This window comes from Hydrogenophaga sp. GW101-3F08 (assembly GCF_059424585.1).
The window spans coordinates 92,541-113,083 of sequence record NZ_JBWKZP010000012.1 but is presented as its reverse complement, the minus strand read 5'-3'; the positions used below and the strand labels follow the sequence as shown (position 1 = coordinate 113,083).

The following is a 20,543-nucleotide window of genomic DNA, read 5'->3' as shown; positions in this document are numbered from 1 at the left end:
GGTGTCGAATCAGGCCAACGAACCGCCAGCGGCTTCGATTGCCGACTTGGCCGCTGCGGTGGCACCGATGCTCTTGAGCGTCACGGCACGCGTGATCTCACCGGTCTTGATGACCTTCACACGACGCGCGATGTGGGCCACGAGGCCGGCCTGCTTGAGCACAAGCAGGTCGATCTCGGCGGCTTCCAGCGCGTTGATGTCGGCCAGGGTCACTTCAGCGTTGAACTGCAGCTGAGCGGATTTGAAGCCACGCTTGGGCAGACGACGCTGCAGAGGCATTTGACCGCCTTCGAAGCCCACCTTGTGGTAGCCACCCGAGCGCGATTTCTGGCCCTTGTGGCCACGACCGGCCGTTTTGCCCAGGCCGGAGCCGATGCCACGGCCGACGCGACGCTTGGCGTGCTTGGCGCCTTCTTGGGGCTTGATGCTATTGAGTTCCATGTCTTGCGACTCCGGTTCAGAGTACCTTGACCAGGTAGCTGATCTTGTTGATCATGCCGCGCACGGCGGGCGTGTCCTGCAGCTCGCTGATGCTGTTGAGCTTGCGCAGACCCAGGCCGCGCACGGTGTCGCGGTGCGACTGCTTGGTACCAATGGGGCTACGCACCAGTTGGACCTTGACGGTGTTTTGTGTGGTCATGATCGCTCCAATCAGCCCAGAATGTCTTCAACCGACTTGCCGCGCTTGGCAGCCACATCGGAGGGCGTGGTCGAATTTTTCAGTGCGTCCAGCGTGGCGCGCACCAGGTTGTAGGGATTGCTCGAGCCATGGCTCTTGGCCACCACGTCGGTGATGCCCAGCACTTCGAACACGGCGCGCATCGGGCCGCCCGCGATGATGCCGGTACCCTTGGAAGCAGGCAGCATCATGACGTTGGAGGCACCATGCTCACCGTGCACGCTGTGGTGCAGCGAACCGTTCTTGAGCGACACCTTGATCATGTTGCGGCGGGCCTGTTCCATGGCCTTCTGCACGGCCACCGGCACTTCACGCGCCTTGCCCTTGCCCATGCCAACGCGGCCGTCGCCGTCACCGACCACGGTCAGTGCTGCGAAACCGAGAATACGACCGCCCTTGACCACCTTGGTCACGCGGTTGATCGCGATCATCTTCTCGCGCAAACCGTCGTCGTTCGCTTCGTTCTTGATGTTTGCCGTAAATTTAGCCATTTTGTGTATTCCGTTTGATCAGAACTGCAGACCGGCCTCGCGGGCCGCGTCTGCCAGGGCTTTCACCCGGCCGTGGTAGGCAAAACCGGAACGGTCGAACGCCACCTTCTCGATGCCGGCGGCCTTGGCCTTTTCAGCGATGCGCTTGCCCACCAGTTGTGCGGCAGCGGTGTTGCCACCCTTGCCGGCGCCACCGATCTGGGCGCGCACCTCGGCTTCGGCCGTGGAGGCGGAGGCCAGCACACGGGTGCCATCGTCGGAGATGACGTTGGCGTAGATGTGCAGGTTGGTGCGGTTCACGGTCAGGCGGACGGCGCCTTGCTGCGCAATACGGATGCGCGTCTGGCGGGCCCGACGGAGACGTTGCTCTTTTTTGGTCAACATGATCCTGATCCTTATTTCTTCTTGGTTTCCTTGATCACGACCTTCTCATCCGCATAGCGGATGCCCTTGCCCTTGTAGGGCTCGGGGGGGCGCACAGCGCGCACCTCGGAAGCGATCTGCCCCACACGTTGGCGGTCGGAACCCTTGATCAGGATTTCGGTCGGCGTCGGGGTTTCCACCTTGATGCCGGCGGGCATGTCCATCACCACGGGGTGAGAGTAGCCCACCGTCAGGTTGAGCTTGGAGCCCTGAGCCTGGGCCTTGTAGCCCACACCGAGGAGCGTCAACTTCTTCTCGAAGCCCTTGCTCACACCGTTGACCATGTTGTTCACCAGCTGACGCATGGTGCCGGACATGGCATTGGCTTCGCGCGACTCATTCACCGGTGTGAACGAGAGCGAGCCAGCGTTGTTTTCGACCTTGACCAGGGCGTTTTCCGCCAGCGCCAGGGCGCCCAGGGCACCCTTGACGTTGATCAGGTTGTCTTTGACGGCCACCTCCACCCCAGCAGGGATGGCGACCGGCAGTTTTCCAATACGTGACATTCAGTTGCTCCTCAATGCCCGCATCAGGCGACGTAACACAGGACTTCACCACCGACACCGGTGGCGCGGGCCTTGCGGTCGGTCATCACGCCCTGGGGCGTGGTGACGATGGCCACACCCAGACCGTTCTGAACCTGGGGAATGGCGTTGCGACCGCGGTAAACACGCAGGCCGGGACGGCTCACGCGCTCGATGCGTTCGATCACGGGACGGCCGGCGTAGTACTTGAGAGCAATCTCAAGTTCGTTCTTGCCGTCGTTGCTCTTGACCTGGAACCCGTCGATGTAGCCCTCGTCCTTCAGGACCTGGGCGATCGCGGTTTTGACCTTCGAAGCCGGCATCGTCACGACGGCCTTCTCGACCATCTGCGCGTTGCGGATGCGGGTCAACATGTCGGCGATAGGATCACTCATGCTCATTTGTGGTTCTCCTAGGGCTTACCAGCTGGCTTTGGTGACACCGGGAATCTCACCGGCGAACGCCATTTCGCGGACCTTGGCACGGGCCAGGCCGAAATAGGCGAAGGTCCCACGCGGACGACCGGTGATCTCGCAGCGGTTGCGCTGACGGGTCGGGTTCGAATTGCGGGGCAGCTTCTGCAGACCCAGACGGGCCGCGTCACGCTCTTCGTCGGTGCGCTTGGCGTCGTTGGCGACGGCCTTGAGCTCGGTGTATTTCTTGGCGAACTTGGCGGCGAGTTTCTCGCGCTTGAGTTCACGTTGGAGTAGTGCTTGTTTAGCCACGCGCCACCTCAGTTCTTGAACGGGAAACGGAAACCAGCCAGAAGAGCCTTGCACTCTTCGTCGTTCTTGGCGGTCGTCGTGATGCTGATGTTGAGACCGCGCAAGGCATCAACCTTGTCGTACTCGATCTCAGGGAAAATGATCTGCTCTTTGACGCCGATGTTGTAGTTACCGCGGCCGTCAAACGCCTTGCCGGAAATACCGCGGAAGTCACGCACCCGGGGCAGCGCCACGGTCACGAAACGATCGAGGAATTCGTACATGCGGGCGCCACGCAAGGTCACCATGCAACCGATGGGCTGCTGTTCGCGGATCTTGAAGCCCGCAATGGCCTTGCGGGCCTTGGTCACCACCGGCTTCTGGCCAGCGATCTTGGTCAGGTCGCCAACAGCGTTGTCCATGACCTTCTTGTCGGCAACAGCCTCGCTCACACCCATGTTCAGCGTGATCTTGGTGATGCGGGGCACCTCCATGATCGACTTGTAGCCGAACTTCTCGACCAGGCTGGGGGCGATCTTGTCGCGGTAGATTTCTTGGAAACGTGCCATGTTCATGCCACCTTGATTTCTTCGCCGCTGGACTTGAAGACGCGCACTTTCTTGCCGTCGGCCAGGAGCTTGATGCCCACGCGATCCGCCTTGCCCGTGGCGCCATTGAAGATGGCCACATTGGACTGGTGAATCGGCATGGTTTTTTCAACGATGCCGCCGGTCACACCCTTCATGGGGTTCGGCTTGGCGTGCTTCTTGACGATGTTCACACCCTCAACCACCAGCTTGCTGTCGTCGGCGCGCAGCACAACCTTGCCGCGCTTGCCCTTGTCGCGGCCGGCAATCACGATGACTTCATCGCCACTACGAATCTTGTTCATGATGATTCCTCAGAGAACCTCGGGCGCCAGCGACACGATCTTCATGAACTTCTCGGTGCGCAGCTCGCGCGTGACCGGTCCGAAGATGCGGGTGCCGATGGGCTCCAGCTTGGCATTGAGCAACACTGCCGCGTTGCCGTCGAATTTGATCAGGGCGCCGTCTTGACGACGGATGCCTTTGGCGGTGCGAACCACCACAGCGTTGTAAACCTCGCCTTTTTTGACGCGGCCACGGGGCGCTGCTTCCTTGATGGTGACTTTGATGACGTCACCCACGCTGGCGTAGCGGCGCTTGGAGCCACCGAGCACCTTGATGCACATCACGGACTTGGCGCCCGTGTTGTCAGCAACATCGAGTCGAGATTGCGTTTGGATCATTTGATTTAAGTCCCAACTTGAATCCCCCCAGCCACCACGGCCGGGAGTGATCAGTCTTGGGCCCGTCGTTGCCAGCCGCATCAACCCTGCAGGCCTGCTGCAGACTGAACACGACCCGCGTCGGTGGGCGGATAACTTCGCCTTTTTACAGCGAAGCCGCAGATTATTGCACTACACCTTTGGATTGTCAACCGGCTTTTGCGCTCAACCGGCGGTACGGCTCGGCAAATAGTGGTCGCACAACGACAGGAACCGGTCAAGCTCCGGGTTCGCGACCTGTTCCTGGGCCAGGATGGCCGCGACGTCGGGCGCCATGCCCGCCGCCGCGCGGGCGTCCAGGAACAGGGCCCGCCAACGCCGGGCCAGCACATCCTCCACCGTGTGGGCGTGCTCATGGCGCGCGGCGTAGCGCACCATGGCCTCGGTCAGCCCCATGCCCAATGAGCGGTCGTGCCCCGGGCAGTCCAGCACCCTTTGACGCTCCGTTCCATACAGATGCAGGCCCGGTGGGGCATAGATCGGTGTGGCCGGCGCGCCGGCGGTGGGCGCGCCCAGCAGCGTGTGGCGTTCGCTCAAGCCACCGGGGCGCCGGGGCAGCAGTGCACTGGTAAAGCAACGGTCCAGCACATCTTCGGCCATCGCCCGGTAGGTGGTCCATTTGCCCCCCGTGACGGTGACGAGGCCATTGGCGTCCACCACGATGGTGTGTTCGCGCGACAGGACCTTGGTGCCGCCCTCGGTGGTTTCCGGTGGCGCCACCAGGGGGCGCAGCCCCACCCAGATGCTGCGGATGTCCGCTTTCGTGACCGGGCGGCTCAGCACGTGGCCGGCCTCGCTCAGGATGAAATCCAGTTCCTCGGCAAAGGCATCGGGTTCGCGGGGCAGGTCCTGGCGCGGCGTGTCGGTGGTGCCGAGCACCAGTTTTCCCAACCAGGGCACGGCAAACAGCACCCGGCCATCGCGCGTCTTGGGCACCAGCAGCGCGTGGTCGCCCGGCAGAAAGTCGCGGTCCACCACCACGTGCACGCCCTGGCTCGGGCTGACCATGCGTTTGGGCGCGTCCTGGGCACTGGCGCCGCTGGAATGGGCGCGCAGCTCGTCGACCCAGACGCCGGTGGCATTGACGACACACCGGGCCCGCACTGTGTATTGCTCTTCAGAAAAGCGATCGCTCACATCGAGCTCGGAGACCGGGTGGCCGGCGTCGTCCATACGGCGCACCGCCGTGACCCGGGCGTAGTTCAGCACCAGCGCGCCCGCGGCTTCGGCGGTGCGGGCCAGGGCCAGGGCCAGCCGGGCGTCGTCGAACTGGCCGTCCCAGTACTGCACGCCGCCGTGCAGCCCCTGGGGATTCACCCCGGGCAAGGCCTCCAGGGTCTGCCGGCGGTTCAGGAAGGCGGTGCGACCCAGCCCGGCGCGCCCGGCCATCAGGTCGTACAGCTTGAGCCCCACGCCGTAGAACGGGGTCTGCCACCAGCCGTAGGACGGCATGACGAAGGGCAGCGGCTGCGCCAGGTGGGGCGCGATGCGCAGCACCGTGGCGCGCTCGGCCAGCGCCTCGCGCACCAGGGCCACATTGCCCTGCGCCAGGTAACGCACGCCGCCGTGCAGCAGCTTGGTGGAACGGGAAGAGGTGCCGCCAGCGAAGTCGTGCGACTCCAGCAGCACCACGGAGAAGCCGCGCAGCGCGGCATCCAGCGCCACCCCGAGGCCGGTGGCGCCGCCGCCCACCACCGCCAGATCAAACAGGGTTTTTTGGGCCAGCGATTGGAGCAGTTCTGCGCGTTTCATGGTGTTTGGGGTGGCCCCTTGCGCCGGTGGGCGCAAGGGGCGGTTGCGACTCGATCGGTCAGGCGTCCTCAGCGGACCTTGCCGTTCTTCCAGGCGTTGAGCAGCTGGTCGTAGGCGATGGTTTCACCCTTGGGCTTCTCGTTGGCCAGCTTGGCCCACGGGGCACCCTTGTCGCTCAGCCACTTCTTGGGGTCTTCCTTCTTGTTGAGTTTGGGCGCGCAGCGGTCCATGCCGGCGCGTTCCAGACGGGCCATCACCTGGTCCATCTGTTCGGCCAGGTTGTCCATGGCTTGCTGGGGCGTTTTCTCGGCGGTCACAGCCTGGGCCACGTTCTGCCACCAGAGCTGGGCCAGCTTGGGGTAGTCGGGCACGTTGGTGCCGGTGGGCGTCCACGCCACCCGCGCCGGGCTGCGGTAGAACTCGACCAGGCCACCGAGCTTGGGCGCCATGTCGGTCATGGCCTTGCTCTGGATGTCGCTCTCGCGAATCGGGGTCAGACCGACGATGGTCTTCTTGAGCGAGGTGGTCTTGGCGGTCACGAACTGCGCGTACAGCCAAGCGGCGGCGGTCCTGTTCTCGTCGTGCTTGTCGAAGAAGGTCCAGCTGCCCACGTCCTGGTAGCCGTTCTGCATCCCCTGCTTCCAGTACGGACCGTTCGGGCCAGGCGCCATGCGCCACTTCGGCGTGCCGTCCTCGTTCACCACCGGCAGGCCCTTTTTGGTCATGTCGGCGGTGAAGGCGGTGTACCAGAAGATCTGCTGCGCGATCTGGCCCTGGGCCGGCACCGGGCCGGCTTCGCCGAAGGTCATGCCGCTGGCTTCTTTCGGCGCGTACTTCTTCATCCAGTCGACGTACTTGGTGAGTGCGTAGACGGCGGCCGGCGAGTTGGTGGCGCCACCGCGCGAGACGCTCGCACCCAGCGGCGTGCAGCCGTCGGCCGAGGCGCGGATGCCCCATTCGTCGACCGGTTTGCCGTTGGGGATGCCGATGTCGGCGGTGCCGGCCATCGACAGCCAGGCGTCGGTGAAGCGCCAGCCCAGCGACGGGTCCTTCTTGCCGTAGTCCATGTGGCCATAGATGGGCTTGCCGTCGATGGTCTTCACGTCTTCGCTGAAGAAGGCGGCGATGTCTTCGTAGGCCGACCAGTTGAGCGGCACGCCCAGGTCGTAGCCGTACTTGGCCTTGAATTTGTCTTTCAGGTCCTGGCGCGCGAACAGGTCGGCACGGAACCAGTACAGGTTGGCGAACTGCTGGTCGGGCAACTGGTAGAGCTTCTTGTCGGGGCCGGTGGTGAAGCTGGTGCCGATGAAGTCCTTGAGGTCCAGACCAGGGTTGGTGTATTCCTTGCCCTTGCCCGACATGTAGTCGGTCAGGTTCATGATCTTGCCGTAGCGGTAGTGCGTGCCGATCAGGTCGGAGTCGGAGATCCAGCCGTCGTAGATCGACTTGCCCGACTGCATCGAGGTCTGCAGCTTCTCGACCACGTCGCCTTCCTGAATCAGGTCGTGCTTGACGTTGATGCCGGTGATCTCGCTGAAGGCCTTGGCCAGCGTCTTGCTCTCGTACTCGTGGGTGGTGATGGTTTCGGACACCACCGAGATTTCGTTCACGCCCTTGGCCTTGAGCTTGGCGGCGGCATCGATGAACCACTTCATCTCGGCGGCCTGCTGGTCCTTGCTCAGGGTGGAGGGCTGGAACTCGCTGTCGATCCATTTTTTGGCCGCGGCCGCATCGGCCCAGGCCAGATTGCATCCCAGGGCCGCGATGGCCGCGACGGCCAGTGCGGTATGACGAAATTTCATGTTGTCTCCTCTAGCAATGTGCTTCCCCGGTGTTGACGCTGAACGGCTCGGCCCCGGGGAAGCAATGGGCCGAATTCAACGGAAAGAGAAAAACGGTCCCGAGTCGCGTTCAGCCTTTGCGCAAGGTCCAGACCAGCCAGACCATGGACAGCACGAACGAGATCCAGATGCTGGGCTCCTGCTCCAGCGACATCCACTCGGTGATCCAGCCGGCGATGCCGACGAAGGCGAGGTTGATGTAGGCCGCCCCGAGCAGGCCGATGAACAGGCGGTCACCGCGCGTGGTGGCCATGGGCAGAAAGCCCTTGCGCATCGTCGTGGGCGACTTGAGCTCCCACACCGTCATGCCGGCGAGCATCAGCACGATGCAGGTAAAAAATATGGCCACCGGCGTGGTCCATGCCATCCACTCAAACATGGTGGCCCCCCTGCGCGCCTGCGGCGCTTCCCCCCGCAGGGGGGACGACGCTGGCGGCCGGGCGAAGCCCGTTCCGCGGCGTCCACTGGACAAAGTCACTTCGCTCCAACATTGCAATTCCTTTCAGAGGTGCTCTTTGTCATACCCGTCCCATGGCGAAACCTTTGGCGATGTAGTGACGGACGAACCAGATCACGATCGCGCCGGGCACGATGGTCAGCACACCAGCGGCCGCCAGCGTGGCCCAGTCCATGCCACTCGCGCTCACGGTCCGGGTCATGGTGGCCACGATGGGTTTGGCGTTGACGCTGGTGAGCGTGCGCGCCAGCAGCAGCTCGACCCAGCTGAACATGAAGCAGAAGAAGGCCGCCACACCCACGCCGGCCTTGATCAGCGGCAGGAAGATGGTGAGGAAGAAACGCGGGAAGCTGTAGCCGTCGATGTAGGCGGTCTCGTCGATCTCGCGCGGGATGCCCGACATGAAGCCTTCCAGAATCCACACCGCCAGCGGCACGTTGAACAGCAGGTGGGCCAGCGCCACCGCCAGGTGGGTGTCCATCAGGCCGACCGTGGTGTAGAGCTGGAAGAACGGCAGCAGGAACACCGCGGGCGGGGTCATGCGGTTGGTCAGCAGCCAGAAGAACACGTGCTTGTCGCCCAGGAAGCTGTAGCGACTGAAGGCATAGGCCGCGGGCAGCGCCACCGTGAGGGAGATCGTGGTGTTGATCGCCACGTAGATCAGGCTGTTGATGTAGCCCGAGTACCAGGACTCGTCGGTGAAGATGGTCTTGTAGTTGTCCCAGGTGAAGGCCTGGGGCAGCAGGCTGAAGCTGGAGAGGATTTCCTGGTTGGTCTTGAAGCTCATGTTGACCATCCAGTAGATGGGCAACAGGGCAAAGATCAAATAGGCGATCAGGAAGACCGTGCGCTTCTTGAACCGGCGATCATTCATGGCCGCCCTCCTTCTCGGTTTGTCCCAGGCGTTGCATCCAGTTGTAGAGCACGAAGCAGAACAGCAGGATGATGAGGAAATAGATCAGCGAGAACGCCGCCGCCGGCCCCAGGTCGAACTGGCCCACGGCCTTCTGCGTCAGGTACTGGCTGAGGAAGGTGGTGGCGTTGCCGGGGCCGCCGCCGGTGAGCACGAAGGGCTCGGTGTAGATCATGAAAGAGTCCATGAAACGCAGCAGCACGGCGATCATCAGCACGCCGCGCATCTTGGGCAGCTGGATGTAGCGGAACACCGCGAATTTGCTCGCGCCGTCGATGCGCGCGGCCTGGTAGTAGGCGTCGGGGATGCTGCGCAGGCCGGCGTAGGCCAGCAGGGCCACCAGCGGGGTCCAATGCCAGATGTCCATCAGCAGCACGGTGAGCCAGGCGTGCAGGGCGTCGCCGGTGTAGCTGTATTCGATGCCCAGACGCTGCAGGGTGGCGCCCATCAGGCCGATGTCGGCGCGGCCGAAAATCTGCCAGATGGTGCCGACCACGTTCCAGGGGATCAGCAGCGACAGCGCCACGATCACCAGCGTGGCCGAGGCCTTCCAGCCGGCGGCCGGCATGGACAGCGCCAGCGCGATGCCCAGCGGTATCTCCAACAGCAGCACGGCCAGCGAGAACTTCAGCTGGTTCCAGAGCGCGGCGTGCAGGTCTTGGTCGCGCATCACGGCGGCGAACCATTCGGTGCCGACGAAGACGCGGCGCTCGGGCGAAATGATGTCCTGCACCGAGTAGTTCACCACCGTCATCAGCGGCAGGATGGCCGAGAAGGCCACGCAGATGAAGACCGGCAGGATCAGGAACCAGGCCTTCTGGTTCACGGGTTTGGTGGTCGCGCTCATGCCATGAGCTCCTCGTTCTTGTAGTAGCAGGTGTGTTCGCCCAGCACCTGCAGCCCCACCCGGTCGCCCACCGCGGGCGGCGTGGCGTCGGGCGCGAGCCGCGCCTTGAGGGTCTGGCCGGCGAGGTCGCAGGTCACCAGCAGGTAGGTGCCGATGTCCTGCACCTGGCGCACGGTGGCGGGCAAGGCGCCGATGGCACCGACCGGCACCAGCCGCAGGTATTCGGGGCGGATGCCCAGCTTGAGATCACCCGCGGGCAGCTCGCGGTCCGCGCTCAGACCGAGGCCGCCCACGCTGAGCGCGCCGTCGGCCACGTTCGCCGGCAGGAAGTTCATGCCCGGCGAGCCGATGAAGTGACCCACGAAGGTGTGGGCCGGCTGCTCGAACAAGGCCTCGGGCGTGCCCATCTGCACCACCTTGCCACGCGTCATCACCACCACCTGGTCGGCAAAGGTCAGCGCCTCGACCTGGTCGTGCGTCACGTAGATCAGGGTCAGCTTGAGCTCGTGGTGGATCTGCTTGAGCTTGCGGCGCAGCTGCCATTTCAGGTGCGGGTCGATCACGGTCAGCGGCTCGTCGAACAGCACGGCCGACACATCGGGCCGCACCAGACCCCGGCCCAGCGAGATCTTCTGCTTCTGGTCGGCGCTCAAACCCGCGGCGCGCATGTCGAGCTGGTGGCTCATCTCCAGCATCTCGGCGATCTGGCCCACGCGGGCCTGGATCTGGTGCGCCGGCACCTTGCGGTTCTTCAGCGGGAACGCCAGGTTTTCCGCCACCGTCATGGTGTCGTAGATGACCGGGAACTGGAACACCTGGGCGATGTTGCGCTGCTGCGGCGTGGCGCGGGTCATGTCCTGGCCGTCGAAGGTCACGCTGCCGTGCGAAGGCACCAGCAGACCCGACATGATGTTGAGCATGGTCGTCTTGCCGCAGCCCGAGGGGCCGAGCAAGGCGTAGGCGCCACCGTCTGCGAAGCTCATCTTCAGCGGCAGCAGCGCGTAGTCGGCGTCCTCTTTCGGGTTCGGCTTGTACGAGTGCGCGAGATCCAGATCAATGCGGCTCATTGGGAAACCTCCGTGCTTCGCACTGCGGTGCGAGCTGGCTTGGAGCGGTCCGGCGCGGCGCTCATCGCTGTGCTCCTTTGCGCTCGGGCGCGATCAGCAGATCCCCCGCCTGGTCGAACACATAGACCTGCGCCGGATTCAGGTGCAGGGTGATGGGGCTGCCGAGCTCAAAGTCGTGCACGCCGGTGAGCTGGGCCACCACCTCGCCCACGCCGGTGTGCACGTGCACAAAGGTGTCCGAGCCCGAGATCTCCGCCAGCTCCACGGTGCCGGGCAGGGTCACATCGCCCTCGCGCGGATGCACCCGCAGGGCGCTGGCGCGCACGCCCACCGTCAGCGCGCGGGTGGCGCGCTCCGGCAGGTTCACGGCCAGGCGCGGCCCGCCGCCCAGCTGCACGCCGCTGTCCACCACCTCGGCCGCCAGCAGGTTCATCGGCGGGTCGCTGAAGGCGCGCGCCACGCGGATCGACTTGGGCACGTGAAAGACCTCGGCGGTCGGCCCGTATTGCAGCAGCTCGCCCGCGTCCATCACCGCTGTGTAGCCGCCCAGCAGCAGGGCTTCACCGGGCTCGGTGGTGGCGTAGACCACGGTGGAGTCGCCGGCGGCGAACAGCTGGGTCAGCTCTTCGCGCAGTTCCTCGCGCAGCTTGTAGTCCAGGTTCACCAGCGGCTCGTCGAGCAGCATCAGGGGCGCGTTCTTGGCCAGCGCGCGGGCCAGCGCCACGCGCTGCTGCTGGCCACCGGAGAGCTCGGCCGGCAGGCGGTCCAGAAAGATGTCGATGTGCAGGCGCTCGGCGAGCTGCCGCACCTGGGCGTCGATCGCGGCGCGCGGCAGGCCACGCAGTTTCAGCGGCGAGGCGATGTTGTCGGCCACCGTCATCGAGGGGTAGTTGATGAACTGCTGGTAGACCATGGCCACGTTGCGTTCGCGCACCGGAACGCCGGTCACGTCGACGCCGTCCACCAGCACCCGGCCGGTGCTGGGCACGTCCAGCCCGGCCATGAGGCGCATCAGGCTGGTCTTGCCGGCCTGGGTCGCGCCCAGCAACACCGTGACCGCGCCGGGCACCGGGGTCAGGCTCTGGGGATAGAGGTGGACCGATGGTCCGACCGTTTTCCCCACGTATTCCAGAGAGAGCTGCATTTCAGGTCCAGAAGAAGGCCAGTCACCCGGGTCGGGTGTTTTCGTTTCGGCGATTCTATTGTTCGTTTATGTTCTTTTTTATTCGGTATTTACCCTTAAGGGCAAAAATAACTTTTCCGTTATGTTCGGGTTGTCCTGTTTCAGAATCCGCTTCCCATGAACCTCGCGCCCCGACACACCCAGTTGCTCGAAGACGTGCGCGCCCGCGGCCCGCAGACCATCGAAGCCCTGGCTGAACGCTTTGGCGTGACCCTGCAGACCGTGCGCCGCGATGTGCAGCGCCTGGCCGAGGCTGGCCTGCTCTCGCGCTTTCACGGCGGTGTGCGCCTGCCGGGCTCGACCACCGAAAACATCGCCTACCGGCAGCGCCAGGCCATGCAGTCCGAGGCCAAGCGCGCCATCGCGCGCGCCATCGCGCAGCGGGTGCCCAACGGCTGTTCGCTGATCCTCAACATCGGCACCACGATCGAGGCGGTGGGCCACGAACTGCTGCGCCACCGCGGCCTGCGCGTGATCACCAACAACCTGCACATCGCCGCGCTGATGAGCACCAACCCCGACTGCGAGGTGATCGTGGCCGGCGGCCTGGTGCGCGGCGCCGACCAGGGCATCGTGGGCGAGGCCACGGTGGACTTCATGCGCCAGTTCAAGGTGGACATCGGCCTGATCGGCATCAGCGGCATCGAGTCCGACGGCACGCTGCGCGACTTCGACTACCGCGAGGTGAAGGTGGCGCGCACCATCGTCGAGCAGTCGCGCGAGGTCTGGCTCGCCGCCGACCACAGCAAATTCAACCGGCCCGCCATGGTGGAACTGGCGCGGCTCGACGAGATCGACGTGATGTTCACCGACGCGTCGCCACCGCCCCCCTTTGGCGAACTGATGGCGCAGGGCCACGTCGAATGCGTGGTGGCCGACCGCTCGGACGACCCCGCCTGATCCCCACCACCTCAGCGAGACAAACCATGACCTACCTGCTCGCCCTGGACCAGGGCACTTCGAGTTCGCGCAGCATCGTGTTCGACCGCGACGGCCATGTGGTGGCCATGGCGCAGCGCGAGTTCCGCCAGATCTACCCCCAGCCGGGCTGGGTGGAACACGACCCGCGCGACCTCTGGACCACGCAGCTGGAGACCGCGCGCGAGGCGCTGGCCAAGGCCGGCCTGAAGGCCAGCGACATCCGCGCCGTGGGCATCACCAACCAGCGCGAGACCACGGTGGTGTGGAACCGCCAGACCGGCGAGCCCGTTTACAACGCCATCGTCTGGCAGGACCGCCGCGCCGAAAGCACCTGCGTGGCGCTGCGCGAGCGCGGCCTCTCCGACACCGTCTTGCAGAAAACCGGTCTGCGCATCGACGCCTATTTCTCGGGCACCAAGCTGCAGTGGATCCTCGACCACGTGCCCGGCGCGCGCGCGCAGGCCGAGGCCGGCGAGCTGGCCTTCGGCACGGTGGACAGCTGGCTGATCTGGCAGCTCACCGGCGGCGCGGCCCACGTGACCGACCACAGCAACGCCGCGCGCACCATGCTGTTCAACGTGCACACGCAACGCTGGGACGAAGAGCTGCTCGCGGCCATGACCATCCCGGCGGCCATGATGCCGACCGCCCTGCCCTCCAGCGCCCATTTCGGCGAGGTACGCCCCGAGTGGCTGGGCGCGCCGCTGGTGATCGGCGGCGTGGCCGGCGACCAGCAGAGCGCGCTGTTCGGCCAGGCCTGCTTCCAGGCCGGCATGGCCAAGAACACCTACGGCACCGGCTGCTTCATGCTGATGCACAACGGCGAACGTTTCCAGACCAGCCAGAACGGCCTGATCACCACCGCCGCCGCGCAGCCGCCCGGCAAGCCGCAGTACGCCTTCGAGGGCAGCGTGTTCATCGGCGGCGCCGTGGTGCAGTGGCTGCGCGACGGCCTGCGCGCCATCCAGTCCAGCAGCGAGGTGCAGGCGCTCGCCGAGAGCGTGCCCGACGCGGGCGGCGTGGTGCTGGTGCCCGCCTTCACCGGCCTGGGCGCGCCCTACTGGCAGCCCGACAGCCGCGGCAGCATCACCGGCCTCACGCGCGGCAGCACGATTGCCCACATCGCGCGCGCCGCGCTGGAAAGCATCGCCTTCCAGAGCGCCGCGCTGCTCGACGCCATGAGCCGCGACGCCGTGGCCAGCGGCGGCGTGCCGGTGAACGAGCTGCGGGTGGACGGCGGCGCCTGCGTCAACGACCTGCTGATGCAGATCCAGGCCGATCTGCTGGGCATTCCGGTGGTGCGGCCGGCCGTGATCGAGACCACCGCTCTGGGCGCGGCCTACCTCGCAGGCCTGCAGTGCGGGCTGTACGCCGGGCTGGACGAACTCTCGAAACAGTGGCGTGCCGAGCGGGTGTTCCACCCGACGCTCTCGCGAGAGCACGCCGCAGAAAAAATGGCGAAGTGGGAGCACGCGGTGCGCCAAACCACGGCGGCATAGCCGCCTCCCCCCGCGAAGGACATGAGCCACCCCCGCCGCGCTGCGCGCGACCCCCTCCAGGGGGCGGCACCAGAGGCCCGGCAAAGCCGGTTCCTCGGTGCCCATCGCCGGGATGGCCTCGTGCGTGACGGATCTCGCTCCGGCGAAAATGCTGGCATGAACACCTCCACCCACCCCATCATCACCTTCATCGGCGGCGGCAACATGGCCAGCGCCATCATCGGCGGGCTGGTCCGCCAGGGCCACCCCACCAGCGCTCTGCAGGTGGTCGAGCCCTGGGACGAGCAGCGCGCGCGGCTGGCGCAGCAGTTCCCGGGCATGACCGTGTTGCCCGCCGCCAGCGCCGACCTCAAACCCTCGGGTCTGGTGGTCTGGGCCGTGAAGCCGCAGACCTTCAAGGAGGCGGCGCTCGCCAGCCAGCCGTTCCTGGGCGACGCCCTGCACCTGAGCGTGGCCGCCGGCATCACCAGCGAGAGCATGGCCGGCTGGCTGCGGACGCAGCGCATCGTGCGTGCCATGCCCAACACGCCCGCGCTCGTGGGCCTGGGCATGACCGGTCTGATGGCGCGCGCCTCCGTGTCGGCGGACGACCGCGCGCTGGTCGAGCGTGTGGTCCGCACCACCGGCGAGCTGGTGTGGGTGAACGTGGAAGCGGACCTGGACGCGGTGACCGCGATCTCGGGCTCCGGCCCTGCCTACGTCTTCTATTTCCTCGAAGCCATGCGCGACGCGGGTGCCCGCATGGGCCTCACGCCCGAGGTGGCGCAGCAGCTCGCCATCGGCACCTTCATCGGCGCGGCCACTCTGGCACAACGCTCCAGCGAACCGCTGCAGACACTGCGCGAACGTGTCACGTCCAAGGGCGGCACCACCTACGCGGCGATCACGTCGATGGATGCGAGTGGTGTGAAAGCGAAATTCGAGGACGCCTTGCGGGCGGCGCAGGCCCGGGCCGCTGAACTGGGCAAAGAATTCGGCAAGTAGAGGCTCACCCCCCACGCCGCGCGCTCACACCCCGAGCACCACACCCACGAACACGGTGAACCCCAGCCAGTGGTTGAGGCGGAAGGCCTTGAAGCAGCCTTCGCGCGTGCGGTCCTTGATGAGGCGGTAGTGCCAGGCCACCTGGGCCAGCGCCACCAGCAGCATGGCACCCCAGACCCAGGGGTTCACCACGGACCACAGCGCGGCGGTCCAGATGCCCAGGAAGACCAGGTAGAACGCCGTCACCGCCGGCACGTCGGCGTCGCCCAGCGTGATGGCCGAGGTCTTCATGCCGATGCGCAGGTCGTCGTCGCGGTCCACCATGGCGTATTCCGTGTCGTAGGCCAGCACCCAGAACAGGTTGCCCGCCATCAGCAGCCAGGCCAGCGGCGGCACGCTGTGCCACACCCCGGCCCAGAAGCCCGGCGCGCTCCAGGGCGCCACGCCGGAGAACAGTTCCAGCACCGGGCCGCCGTTCACCGCCGCGAACGCCATCGGAATGCCGAAGCTGAAGGCCACGCCCAGCACCGCCTGCGGCATGGACACAACCCGTTTGGCGTAGGGATAGACCAGCGACAGCACGAGACCCAGCACCGACCAGGTGATGGTCGCCACGTTGGTCGTGAGCACCAGCAGGAAGGCCACGAAAGCGAGCACGGCGCCCACGCCCAGCGCCTCGCCCACGCCCACGCGCCCGCTGGTCACCGGCCGCTGTGCGGTGCGCTTGACGTGTTTGTCGAACTCGCGGTCGGCCACGTCGTTGACGCAGCAGCCGGCGCTGCGCATGAGGATGGTGCCGGCCACGAACACCAGCAACAGGTGCGGCCCCGGAAAACCACCCGCCGCCACCCACAGGGCGGAGAGCGAAGGCCAGAGCAGCAACAGCCACCCTGCGGGGCGGTTCCAGCGGATCAGGTCGAGGTAAAGGTTCAGTCGATCAAACACTGCAGGACTCAGCGGTCAGGTGGGCGCGCCCGGGATTCCAGCACACGGCAGAACCGCCCTTCAACAAGCTCAGGACGGGCTGCTGGTGTGGTCCCCCTGGGGGAAAACGCGAAGCGGCACAGGGGATCAAGACAATCGCTTCACGCCCGGCAGTTCGCAGGCATAGATCGCATTGCGCAGTTCGGCGATCGCCTCGTAGCGCGTGAAGCTGCGCCGCCAAGCCAGCACCACGCGGCGTGTGGGCGGCTCGCCTTCAAACGGCAGGTAGCGCACGTAGGACGAGTCGCCGAAGTCCTGGCCCGCGTTGGGCGCGCCGTCCAGCGCCGAGCTGGGCACGGACAGGCGGGGCACCAGGGTCACGCCCATGCCGGCGGCCACCATGTGCTTGATGGTCTCCAGCGAGGAGCCTTCAAAGCTCTTGCGGATGCCTTCGGTGTCGTTGGAGAAACGGGCGAACTCCGGGCACACCTCCAGCACGTGGTCGCGAAAGCAGTGGCCCGTGCCCAGCAACAGCATGGTCTCGCGCTTGAGCTGTTCGGAGGTGACGCAGCTCTGGCGCGCCAGCGGGTGGTTCACCGGCACCGCGGCCAGGAAGGGCTCGTCGTACAGCGGTGCGATCGCCAGATTCGTGTCCGGGAAGGGCTCGGCCAGGATGGCGCAGTCGATCTCGCCCAGGCGCAGCTGCTCCAGCAGCTTGACGGTGAAGTTCTCCTGCAGCATCAGCGGCATCTGCGGCGTGCGCTCGATCACCTGGCGCACGAGGTTGGGCAGCAGGTACGGGCCAATGGTGTAGATCACCCCCAGGCGCAGCGGGCCGGCCAGCGGGTCTTTGCCGCGTTTGGCGATCTCCTTGATCGACGCGGCCTGTTCCAGCACGGTCTGCGCCTGGCGCACGATTTCTTCGCCCAGCGGCGTCACGCTGATTTCGCTGGCGTTGCGCTCGAAGATCTTGAGCTCCAGCTCTTCTTCCAGCTTCTTGATGGCCACCGAGAGCGTGGGTTGCGACACATAGCAGGCCTCGGCCGCCCGGCCAAAGTGCCTCTCGCGCGCCACGGCCACGATGTATTTGAGTTCGGTGAGCGTCATGGCCGGTATTTTGCGCCGACTCCACAACGCGCCCCCACGATCGAACTTGTGCTCGATCAACAGGCGATTGGTGACAAATTGTTATATTGCCGTGCCGCACACGCCCAGAGCCGGGCCGTGGCTACGGCTCCACTGCACCAGACCCCTCATGGAGCGGATGAATATGAAAAAACACTTTTGGGCGCTCGCCCTCGCCACGCCCCTGCTGCTGAGCGCCTGCGGCGGCTCTGACGAGACCTCAACAACCGAACCCTATGTTGGCACCTGGCTGAAGTGCAGCCCACCCAGCAACGGTTCCGGCTTGGCGTTAGCGACGCTCTTGATGGTCGAGAAGATCGACAACTCGACGTTGAAGATGACCCCCGTGAGCTACTCCGGCTCCAGCCCCGACTGCAAGGACCTGGGTCTTTCGATCAGACCGTACGTCAGCTACACCTATGTCCTACAGGGCCCGAAGACCATCGGTGATGACGAGGGTGAGAGAGCAGCCATCGTCGAGGGTGTGGGTGCTCCTTTCAAGACCCTGCTGCTGATCAAAGGCGGCAAGCTCTATTTCGGAGACAAAAGCAAGCTCGATGCAGAGGGGTTCCCGGACGCATTTGCCTTCGACGAACCCTGGACCGCTCGGTAAATCCAATCTCGAAGGCTCATGCCTTCAGGTATTCGGCTTTGCTGCCCAACCAGCGGGCGATGTGCTTTTCGGCCGCCGCCGGGTGCTGCGCCAGCATGCGCGCGGCGGCGCCCCGGGCCCAGTCGAGCAAGTGGCCGTCGGTGGCCAGGTCGGCGAAACGCAGCATCGCCGCCCCCGACTGACGGGCACCGAGGAATTCGCCCGGGCCGCGGATCTCCAGGTCGCGCCGCGCGATCTCGAAACCGTCGCTGGTTTCGGCCATGGCCCTGAGGCGCTCGCGCGCGGTTTCGCCCAGGCGCCCGCCTTCGGGCGGGGTGTAGAGCAGCACGCAGGCCGACGCCGCCGCGCCGCGCCCCACCCGGCCACGCAGCTGGTGCAGCTGGCTCAGGCCGAAGCGCTCGGCGTGTTCGATCACCATCAGCGAGGCGTTGGGCACGTCCACGCCGACCTCGATCACCGTGGTGGACACCAGCACGCCCATGTGGCCACTGGTGAACAGCGACATCACCGCCTTCTTCTCGGCCACCGGCATGCGCGAGTGCAGCAGGCCGACCACGGTGCCAGACAACGCGTCACTGAGCTCGGCGTGCGTGGCCGTCGCGTTCGACAGATCGAGCGCCTCGCTCTCTTCGATCAGCGGGCAGACCCAGTACACCTGCCGGCCCTGCGCCACCTGGGCACGGATGCGTTCGATCACCTCGTGGCGGCGCTGGTCGGACACGACCTTGGTGACGATGGGCGTGCGCCCAGGGGGCAGTTCGTCGATGGTGGAGACGTCCAGGTCGGCGTAGTAGCTCATGGCCAAGGTCCGAGGGATCGGGGTCGCCGTCATCATCAGCAGGTGGGGCTCCTGTTCGAGGGGCCCTCGAACAGGCTCAGGACAGGCTTCGACAAGCTCAGCCCGAACGGGATCACCGGCAGGCGAAGTACCGGGCAGCGTCTCAGCCAACCCAACCTCCGTTCGCCCTGAGCCTGTCGAAGGGCTCGCCGAGCCTGGCCCCATCTTGGATCTCAATGCCAGCCGCTGCGCCACCCCAAACCGGTGCTGCTCGTCGATGATGGCCAGCGCCAGGTTCTGGAACACCACCTGGTCCTGGATCACGGCGTGGGTGCCCACCACCAGCGCGGCCTCGCCGCTGGCGATCAGCGCCAGCATCTCGCTGCGCTGCTTTTTCTTCTGGCTGCCGGTGAGCCAGGCCACGCGTTGGCCCAAGGGCGCAAGCAGCGGCTCCAGCCAGCCGACGAGTTTGGCGAAATGCTGCTCGGCCAGGATCTCGGTGGGCGCCATCAACGCGCACTGCCAGCCCGAGTCGATGGCGATGGCGGCGGCCAGCGCGGCCACCACCGTCTTGCCCGAGCCCACGTCGCCCTGCAGCAACCGATGCATGGGCACGGGGCGCGCCAGATCGCGCGCGATCTCCTCGCCCACGCGGCGCTGCGCGCCGGTCAAGGCGAACGGCAGCACCGCGAGCAGCTGTTCGTGCAAACCACCCGGCACCGCGCGCAGCGTGGGCGCGCGCAGGGCATCGCGCTCGCGTTTGGCCGTCAGCTGCGACAGCTGCTGGGCCAGCAACTCTTCGGCCTTCAGGCGCTGCCAGGCCGGGTGGCTGCGGTCTTCGAGCGCGTCGAGCGACACGTCCGGCCCCGGGTGGTGCAGGTAGCGCAGGGCCTCGCGCAGCGTCCAGGTGCCGTGCACCACCGCCTTCAGGCCGTCCAGCAACTCGGGGGGCAGGGTTTCGCTCAGGTCGGCGCGCGCCAGGCCACTGGCCACCACCTTGCGCAGGTAGGCCTGGGGCAGTTGAGCGCTGGTCGGATACACCGGCGTGAGCGCATCGGGCAGTTCACCGCCGGCCGCGTGAAACGCCGGGTGCACCATGGTGCGGCCCATGAAGCCGCCACGCACTTCGCCGCGCACCCGCACCCGCGCGCCCACGGCCAGCGCCTTCTGGTGCGAGGGGTAGAAGCTGAAGAAGCGCAGGGTGCAGGTGTCCGAGCCGTCGTCCAGCGTCACCAGCAGTTGGCGGCGCGGGCGCAGACTAACCTCGCTGTGCGTGACCGTGCCCTCCACCTGCACCGTCTGGCCGTCGCGCGCATCGGCCAGCCGCACCACGCGGGTTTCGTCTTCGTAGCGCAGCGGCAGGTGCAGCGCCAGATCGATGTCGCGCGTGAGCCCCAGCTTGTGCAGGGCTTTCTGCGGGGCAGAAAGCGCCTTGGCGGGGGCGGGCTTGGCGTCGGGCATGGGACAATTCTGCCTGTCTTTTTATCCACCCCTTTCCCGACTTCCACT

Annotated in this window: 24 protein-coding genes; 4 read left to right on the top strand and 20 right to left on the bottom strand. The window is 65.9% G+C overall.

Annotation, left to right across the window (positions count from 1 at the left end; translation table 11 throughout):
• Nucleotides 1-9 precede the first annotated feature (9 nt).
• The 17 genes from rplO to AC07YZ_RS23075 all read right to left on the bottom strand — a co-directional run bounded on the left by rplO (nucleotide 10) and on the right by AC07YZ_RS23075 (nucleotide 12,151).
• On the bottom strand, nucleotides 10-441 hold the full coding sequence (gene rplO / locus AC07YZ_RS23155) for a 50S ribosomal protein L15 (RefSeq protein ID WP_226490203.1): 432 nt from the start codon (nucleotides 439-441) through the stop codon (nucleotides 10-12).
• A 16-nt stretch (nucleotides 442-457) separates the two neighbouring features.
• Nucleotides 458-640: a 50S ribosomal protein L30 gene (rpmD, locus tag AC07YZ_RS23150; RefSeq protein ID WP_068174949.1), complete on the bottom strand. Its 183-nt coding sequence runs from the start codon at nucleotides 638-640 to the stop codon at nucleotides 458-460.
• 11 nt (nucleotides 641-651) lie between these two features.
• A complete protein-coding gene (gene rpsE, locus AC07YZ_RS23145; RefSeq protein WP_068174947.1) occupies nucleotides 652-1,170 on the bottom strand; it encodes a 30S ribosomal protein S5 in 519 nt (172 codons plus the stop codon).
• Between the two features lie 18 nt (nucleotides 1,171-1,188).
• Nucleotides 1,189-1,554 carry a 50S ribosomal protein L18 gene (gene rplR, locus AC07YZ_RS23140; protein ID WP_068174944.1) on the bottom strand — a complete coding sequence of 122 codons (366 nt, stop codon included), beginning with the start codon at nucleotides 1,552-1,554 and terminating at the stop codon, nucleotides 1,189-1,191.
• 11 nt (nucleotides 1,555-1,565) lie between these two features.
• Nucleotides 1,566-2,099: a 50S ribosomal protein L6 gene (gene rplF / locus AC07YZ_RS23135; RefSeq protein ID WP_226490204.1), complete on the bottom strand. Its 534-nt coding sequence runs from the start codon at nucleotides 2,097-2,099 to the stop codon at nucleotides 1,566-1,568.
• A gap of 23 nt (nucleotides 2,100-2,122) precedes the next feature.
• Nucleotides 2,123-2,518, bottom strand: coding sequence for a 30S ribosomal protein S8 (rpsH, locus tag AC07YZ_RS23130; RefSeq protein WP_226490205.1), 396 nt, complete (start codon nucleotides 2,516-2,518; stop codon nucleotides 2,123-2,125).
• An 18-nt stretch (nucleotides 2,519-2,536) separates the two neighbouring features.
• Complete coding sequence (gene rpsN, locus AC07YZ_RS23125; RefSeq protein WP_226490206.1) at nucleotides 2,537-2,842, bottom strand: 30S ribosomal protein S14; 306 nt, start codon at nucleotides 2,840-2,842, stop codon at nucleotides 2,537-2,539.
• An 8-nt stretch (nucleotides 2,843-2,850) separates the two neighbouring features.
• Nucleotides 2,851-3,390 carry a 50S ribosomal protein L5 gene (rplE, locus tag AC07YZ_RS23120; protein WP_226490207.1) on the bottom strand — a complete coding sequence of 180 codons (540 nt, stop codon included), beginning with the start codon at nucleotides 3,388-3,390 and terminating at the stop codon, nucleotides 2,851-2,853.
• 2 nt (nucleotides 3,391-3,392) lie between these two features.
• Nucleotides 3,393-3,713, bottom strand: coding sequence for a 50S ribosomal protein L24 (gene rplX / locus AC07YZ_RS23115; RefSeq protein ID WP_068174934.1), 321 nt, complete (start codon nucleotides 3,711-3,713; stop codon nucleotides 3,393-3,395).
• A gap of 9 nt (nucleotides 3,714-3,722) precedes the next feature.
• Nucleotides 3,723-4,091 carry a 50S ribosomal protein L14 gene (rplN, locus tag AC07YZ_RS23110; RefSeq protein ID WP_056268999.1) on the bottom strand — a complete coding sequence of 123 codons (369 nt, stop codon included), beginning with the start codon at nucleotides 4,089-4,091 and terminating at the stop codon, nucleotides 3,723-3,725.
• 204 nt (nucleotides 4,092-4,295) lie between these two features.
• Nucleotides 4,296-5,882 (bottom strand): glycerol-3-phosphate dehydrogenase/oxidase, encoded by a 1,587-nt coding sequence (locus AC07YZ_RS23105; protein WP_494796516.1) that lies wholly within the window; start codon nucleotides 5,880-5,882, stop codon nucleotides 4,296-4,298.
• 68 nt (nucleotides 5,883-5,950) lie between these two features.
• Complete coding sequence (locus AC07YZ_RS23100) at nucleotides 5,951-7,684, bottom strand: ABC transporter substrate-binding protein (protein ID WP_226490209.1); 1,734 nt, start codon at nucleotides 7,682-7,684, stop codon at nucleotides 5,951-5,953.
• Nucleotides 7,685-7,793: 109 nt separating this feature from the next.
• The gene (locus tag AC07YZ_RS23095; protein WP_226490210.1) at nucleotides 7,794-8,102 is read right to left on the bottom strand and encodes a DUF2160 domain-containing protein; all 309 of its coding nucleotides are present in this window, start codon (nucleotides 8,100-8,102) and stop codon (nucleotides 7,794-7,796) included.
• A gap of 139 nt (nucleotides 8,103-8,241) precedes the next feature.
• A complete protein-coding gene (locus tag AC07YZ_RS23090) occupies nucleotides 8,242-9,054 on the bottom strand; it encodes a carbohydrate ABC transporter permease (RefSeq protein WP_226490211.1) in 813 nt (270 codons plus the stop codon).
• Nucleotides 9,047-9,940: a carbohydrate ABC transporter permease gene (locus tag AC07YZ_RS23085; protein WP_226490212.1), complete on the bottom strand. Its 894-nt coding sequence runs from the start codon at nucleotides 9,938-9,940 to the stop codon at nucleotides 9,047-9,049. The genes AC07YZ_RS23090 and AC07YZ_RS23085 overlap by 8 nt, the downstream gene beginning before the upstream one ends.
• Complete coding sequence (locus AC07YZ_RS23080; RefSeq protein ID WP_494796515.1) at nucleotides 9,937-11,007, bottom strand: ABC transporter ATP-binding protein; 1,071 nt, start codon at nucleotides 11,005-11,007, stop codon at nucleotides 9,937-9,939. Before AC07YZ_RS23080 ends, AC07YZ_RS23085 begins: the two co-directional genes overlap by 4 nt.
• 61 nt (nucleotides 11,008-11,068) lie before the next feature.
• Nucleotides 11,069-12,151: an ABC transporter ATP-binding protein gene (locus tag AC07YZ_RS23075; RefSeq protein WP_226490214.1), complete on the bottom strand. Its 1,083-nt coding sequence runs from the start codon at nucleotides 12,149-12,151 to the stop codon at nucleotides 11,069-11,071.
• Nucleotides 12,152-12,307: 156 nt separating this feature from the next.
• On the opposite strand from AC07YZ_RS23075, the gene AC07YZ_RS23070 reads away from it, so the two are divergent.
• From AC07YZ_RS23070 to proC, 3 genes are all read left to right on the top strand, one after another.
• On the top strand, nucleotides 12,308-13,090 hold the full coding sequence (locus tag AC07YZ_RS23070) for a DeoR/GlpR family DNA-binding transcription regulator (RefSeq protein ID WP_494796514.1): 783 nt from the start codon (nucleotides 12,308-12,310) through the stop codon (nucleotides 13,088-13,090).
• Between the two features lie 26 nt (nucleotides 13,091-13,116).
• Nucleotides 13,117-14,610 carry a glycerol kinase GlpK gene (gene glpK, locus AC07YZ_RS23065; RefSeq protein ID WP_226490216.1) on the top strand — a complete coding sequence of 498 codons (1,494 nt, stop codon included), beginning with the start codon at nucleotides 13,117-13,119 and terminating at the stop codon, nucleotides 14,608-14,610.
• A gap of 156 nt (nucleotides 14,611-14,766) precedes the next feature.
• Entirely contained in the window at nucleotides 14,767-15,594 is an 828-nt protein-coding gene (proC, locus tag AC07YZ_RS23060; protein ID WP_494796513.1) for a pyrroline-5-carboxylate reductase, read from the top strand.
• Between the two features lie 24 nt (nucleotides 15,595-15,618).
• On the opposite strand, the gene AC07YZ_RS23055 is transcribed toward proC, so the two are convergent.
• Together AC07YZ_RS23055 and AC07YZ_RS23050 are read right to left on the bottom strand one after the other, a co-directional pair.
• Nucleotides 15,619-16,539 carry a 4-hydroxybenzoate octaprenyltransferase gene (locus AC07YZ_RS23055; RefSeq protein ID WP_494796512.1) on the bottom strand — a complete coding sequence of 307 codons (921 nt, stop codon included), beginning with the start codon at nucleotides 16,537-16,539 and terminating at the stop codon, nucleotides 15,619-15,621.
• A gap of 126 nt (nucleotides 16,540-16,665) precedes the next feature.
• The gene (locus AC07YZ_RS23050) at nucleotides 16,666-17,625 is read right to left on the bottom strand and encodes a hydrogen peroxide-inducible genes activator (protein WP_226490221.1); all 960 of its coding nucleotides are present in this window, start codon (nucleotides 17,623-17,625) and stop codon (nucleotides 16,666-16,668) included.
• Nucleotides 17,626-17,788: 163 nt separating this feature from the next.
• On the opposite strand from AC07YZ_RS23050, the gene AC07YZ_RS23045 reads away from it, so the two are divergent.
• Nucleotides 17,789-18,256, top strand: coding sequence for a hypothetical protein (locus tag AC07YZ_RS23045; RefSeq protein WP_494796511.1), 468 nt, complete (start codon nucleotides 17,789-17,791; stop codon nucleotides 18,254-18,256).
• Nucleotides 18,257-18,272: 16 nt separating this feature from the next.
• On the opposite strand, the gene recG is transcribed toward AC07YZ_RS23045, so the two are convergent.
• Complete coding sequence (gene recG / locus AC07YZ_RS23040; protein ID WP_494796510.1) at nucleotides 18,273-20,495, bottom strand: ATP-dependent DNA helicase RecG; 2,223 nt, start codon at nucleotides 20,493-20,495, stop codon at nucleotides 18,273-18,275.
• Nucleotides 20,496-20,543: the final 48 nt, after the last annotated feature.

What these genes read in the sequence shown, in the direction of transcription:
- AC07YZ_RS23050 (WP_226490221.1), bottom strand. Translation starts at nt 17,625, where the DNA reads ATGACGCTCACCGAACTCAAATACATCGTGGCCGTGGCGCGCGAGAGG.
- rplF (WP_226490204.1), bottom strand. Translation starts at nt 2,099, where the DNA reads ATGTCACGTATTGGAAAACTGCCGGTCGCCATCCCTGCTGGGGTGGAG.
- AC07YZ_RS23100 (WP_226490209.1), bottom strand. Translation starts at nt 7,684, where the DNA reads ATGAAATTTCGTCATACCGCACTGGCCGTCGCGGCCATCGCGGCCCTG.
- rpsH (WP_226490205.1), bottom strand. Translation starts at nt 2,518, where the DNA reads ATGAGCATGAGTGATCCTATCGCCGACATGTTGACCCGCATCCGCAAC.
- AC07YZ_RS23105 (WP_494796516.1), bottom strand. Translation starts at nt 5,882, where the DNA reads ATGAAACGCGCAGAACTGCTCCAATCGCTGGCCCAAAAAACCCTGTTT.
- AC07YZ_RS23070 (WP_494796514.1), top strand. Translation starts at nt 12,308, where the DNA reads ATGAACCTCGCGCCCCGACACACCCAGTTGCTCGAAGACGTGCGCGCC.
- rpsE (WP_068174947.1), bottom strand. Translation starts at nt 1,170, where the DNA reads ATGGCTAAATTTACGGCAAACATCAAGAACGAAGCGAACGACGACGGT.
- rplE (WP_226490207.1), bottom strand. Translation starts at nt 3,390, where the DNA reads ATGGCACGTTTCCAAGAAATCTACCGCGACAAGATCGCCCCCAGCCTG.
- AC07YZ_RS23090 (WP_226490211.1), bottom strand. Translation starts at nt 9,054, where the DNA reads ATGAATGATCGCCGGTTCAAGAAGCGCACGGTCTTCCTGATCGCCTAT.
- rplO (WP_226490203.1), bottom strand. Translation starts at nt 441, where the DNA reads ATGGAACTCAATAGCATCAAGCCCCAAGAAGGCGCCAAGCACGCCAAG.
- proC (WP_494796513.1), top strand. Translation starts at nt 14,767, where the DNA reads ATGAACACCTCCACCCACCCCATCATCACCTTCATCGGCGGCGGCAAC.
- AC07YZ_RS23045 (WP_494796511.1), top strand. Translation starts at nt 17,789, where the DNA reads ATGAAAAAACACTTTTGGGCGCTCGCCCTCGCCACGCCCCTGCTGCTG.
- rplN (WP_056268999.1), bottom strand. Translation starts at nt 4,091, where the DNA reads ATGATCCAAACGCAATCTCGACTCGATGTTGCTGACAACACGGGCGCC.
- AC07YZ_RS23085 (WP_226490212.1), bottom strand. Translation starts at nt 9,940, where the DNA reads ATGAGCGCGACCACCAAACCCGTGAACCAGAAGGCCTGGTTCCTGATC.
- AC07YZ_RS23075 (WP_226490214.1), bottom strand. Translation starts at nt 12,151, where the DNA reads ATGCAGCTCTCTCTGGAATACGTGGGGAAAACGGTCGGACCATCGGTC.
- glpK (WP_226490216.1), top strand. Translation starts at nt 13,117, where the DNA reads ATGACCTACCTGCTCGCCCTGGACCAGGGCACTTCGAGTTCGCGCAGC.
- recG (WP_494796510.1), bottom strand. Translation starts at nt 20,495, where the DNA reads ATGCCCGACGCCAAGCCCGCCCCCGCCAAGGCGCTTTCTGCCCCGCAG.
- rplX (WP_068174934.1), bottom strand. Translation starts at nt 3,713, where the DNA reads ATGAACAAGATTCGTAGTGGCGATGAAGTCATCGTGATTGCCGGCCGC.
- AC07YZ_RS23095 (WP_226490210.1), bottom strand. Translation starts at nt 8,102, where the DNA reads ATGTTTGAGTGGATGGCATGGACCACGCCGGTGGCCATATTTTTTACC.
- AC07YZ_RS23080 (WP_494796515.1), bottom strand. Translation starts at nt 11,007, where the DNA reads ATGAGCCGCATTGATCTGGATCTCGCGCACTCGTACAAGCCGAACCCG.
- rpmD (WP_068174949.1), bottom strand. Translation starts at nt 640, where the DNA reads ATGACCACACAAAACACCGTCAAGGTCCAACTGGTGCGTAGCCCCATT.
- rplR (WP_068174944.1), bottom strand. Translation starts at nt 1,554, where the DNA reads ATGTTGACCAAAAAAGAGCAACGTCTCCGTCGGGCCCGCCAGACGCGC.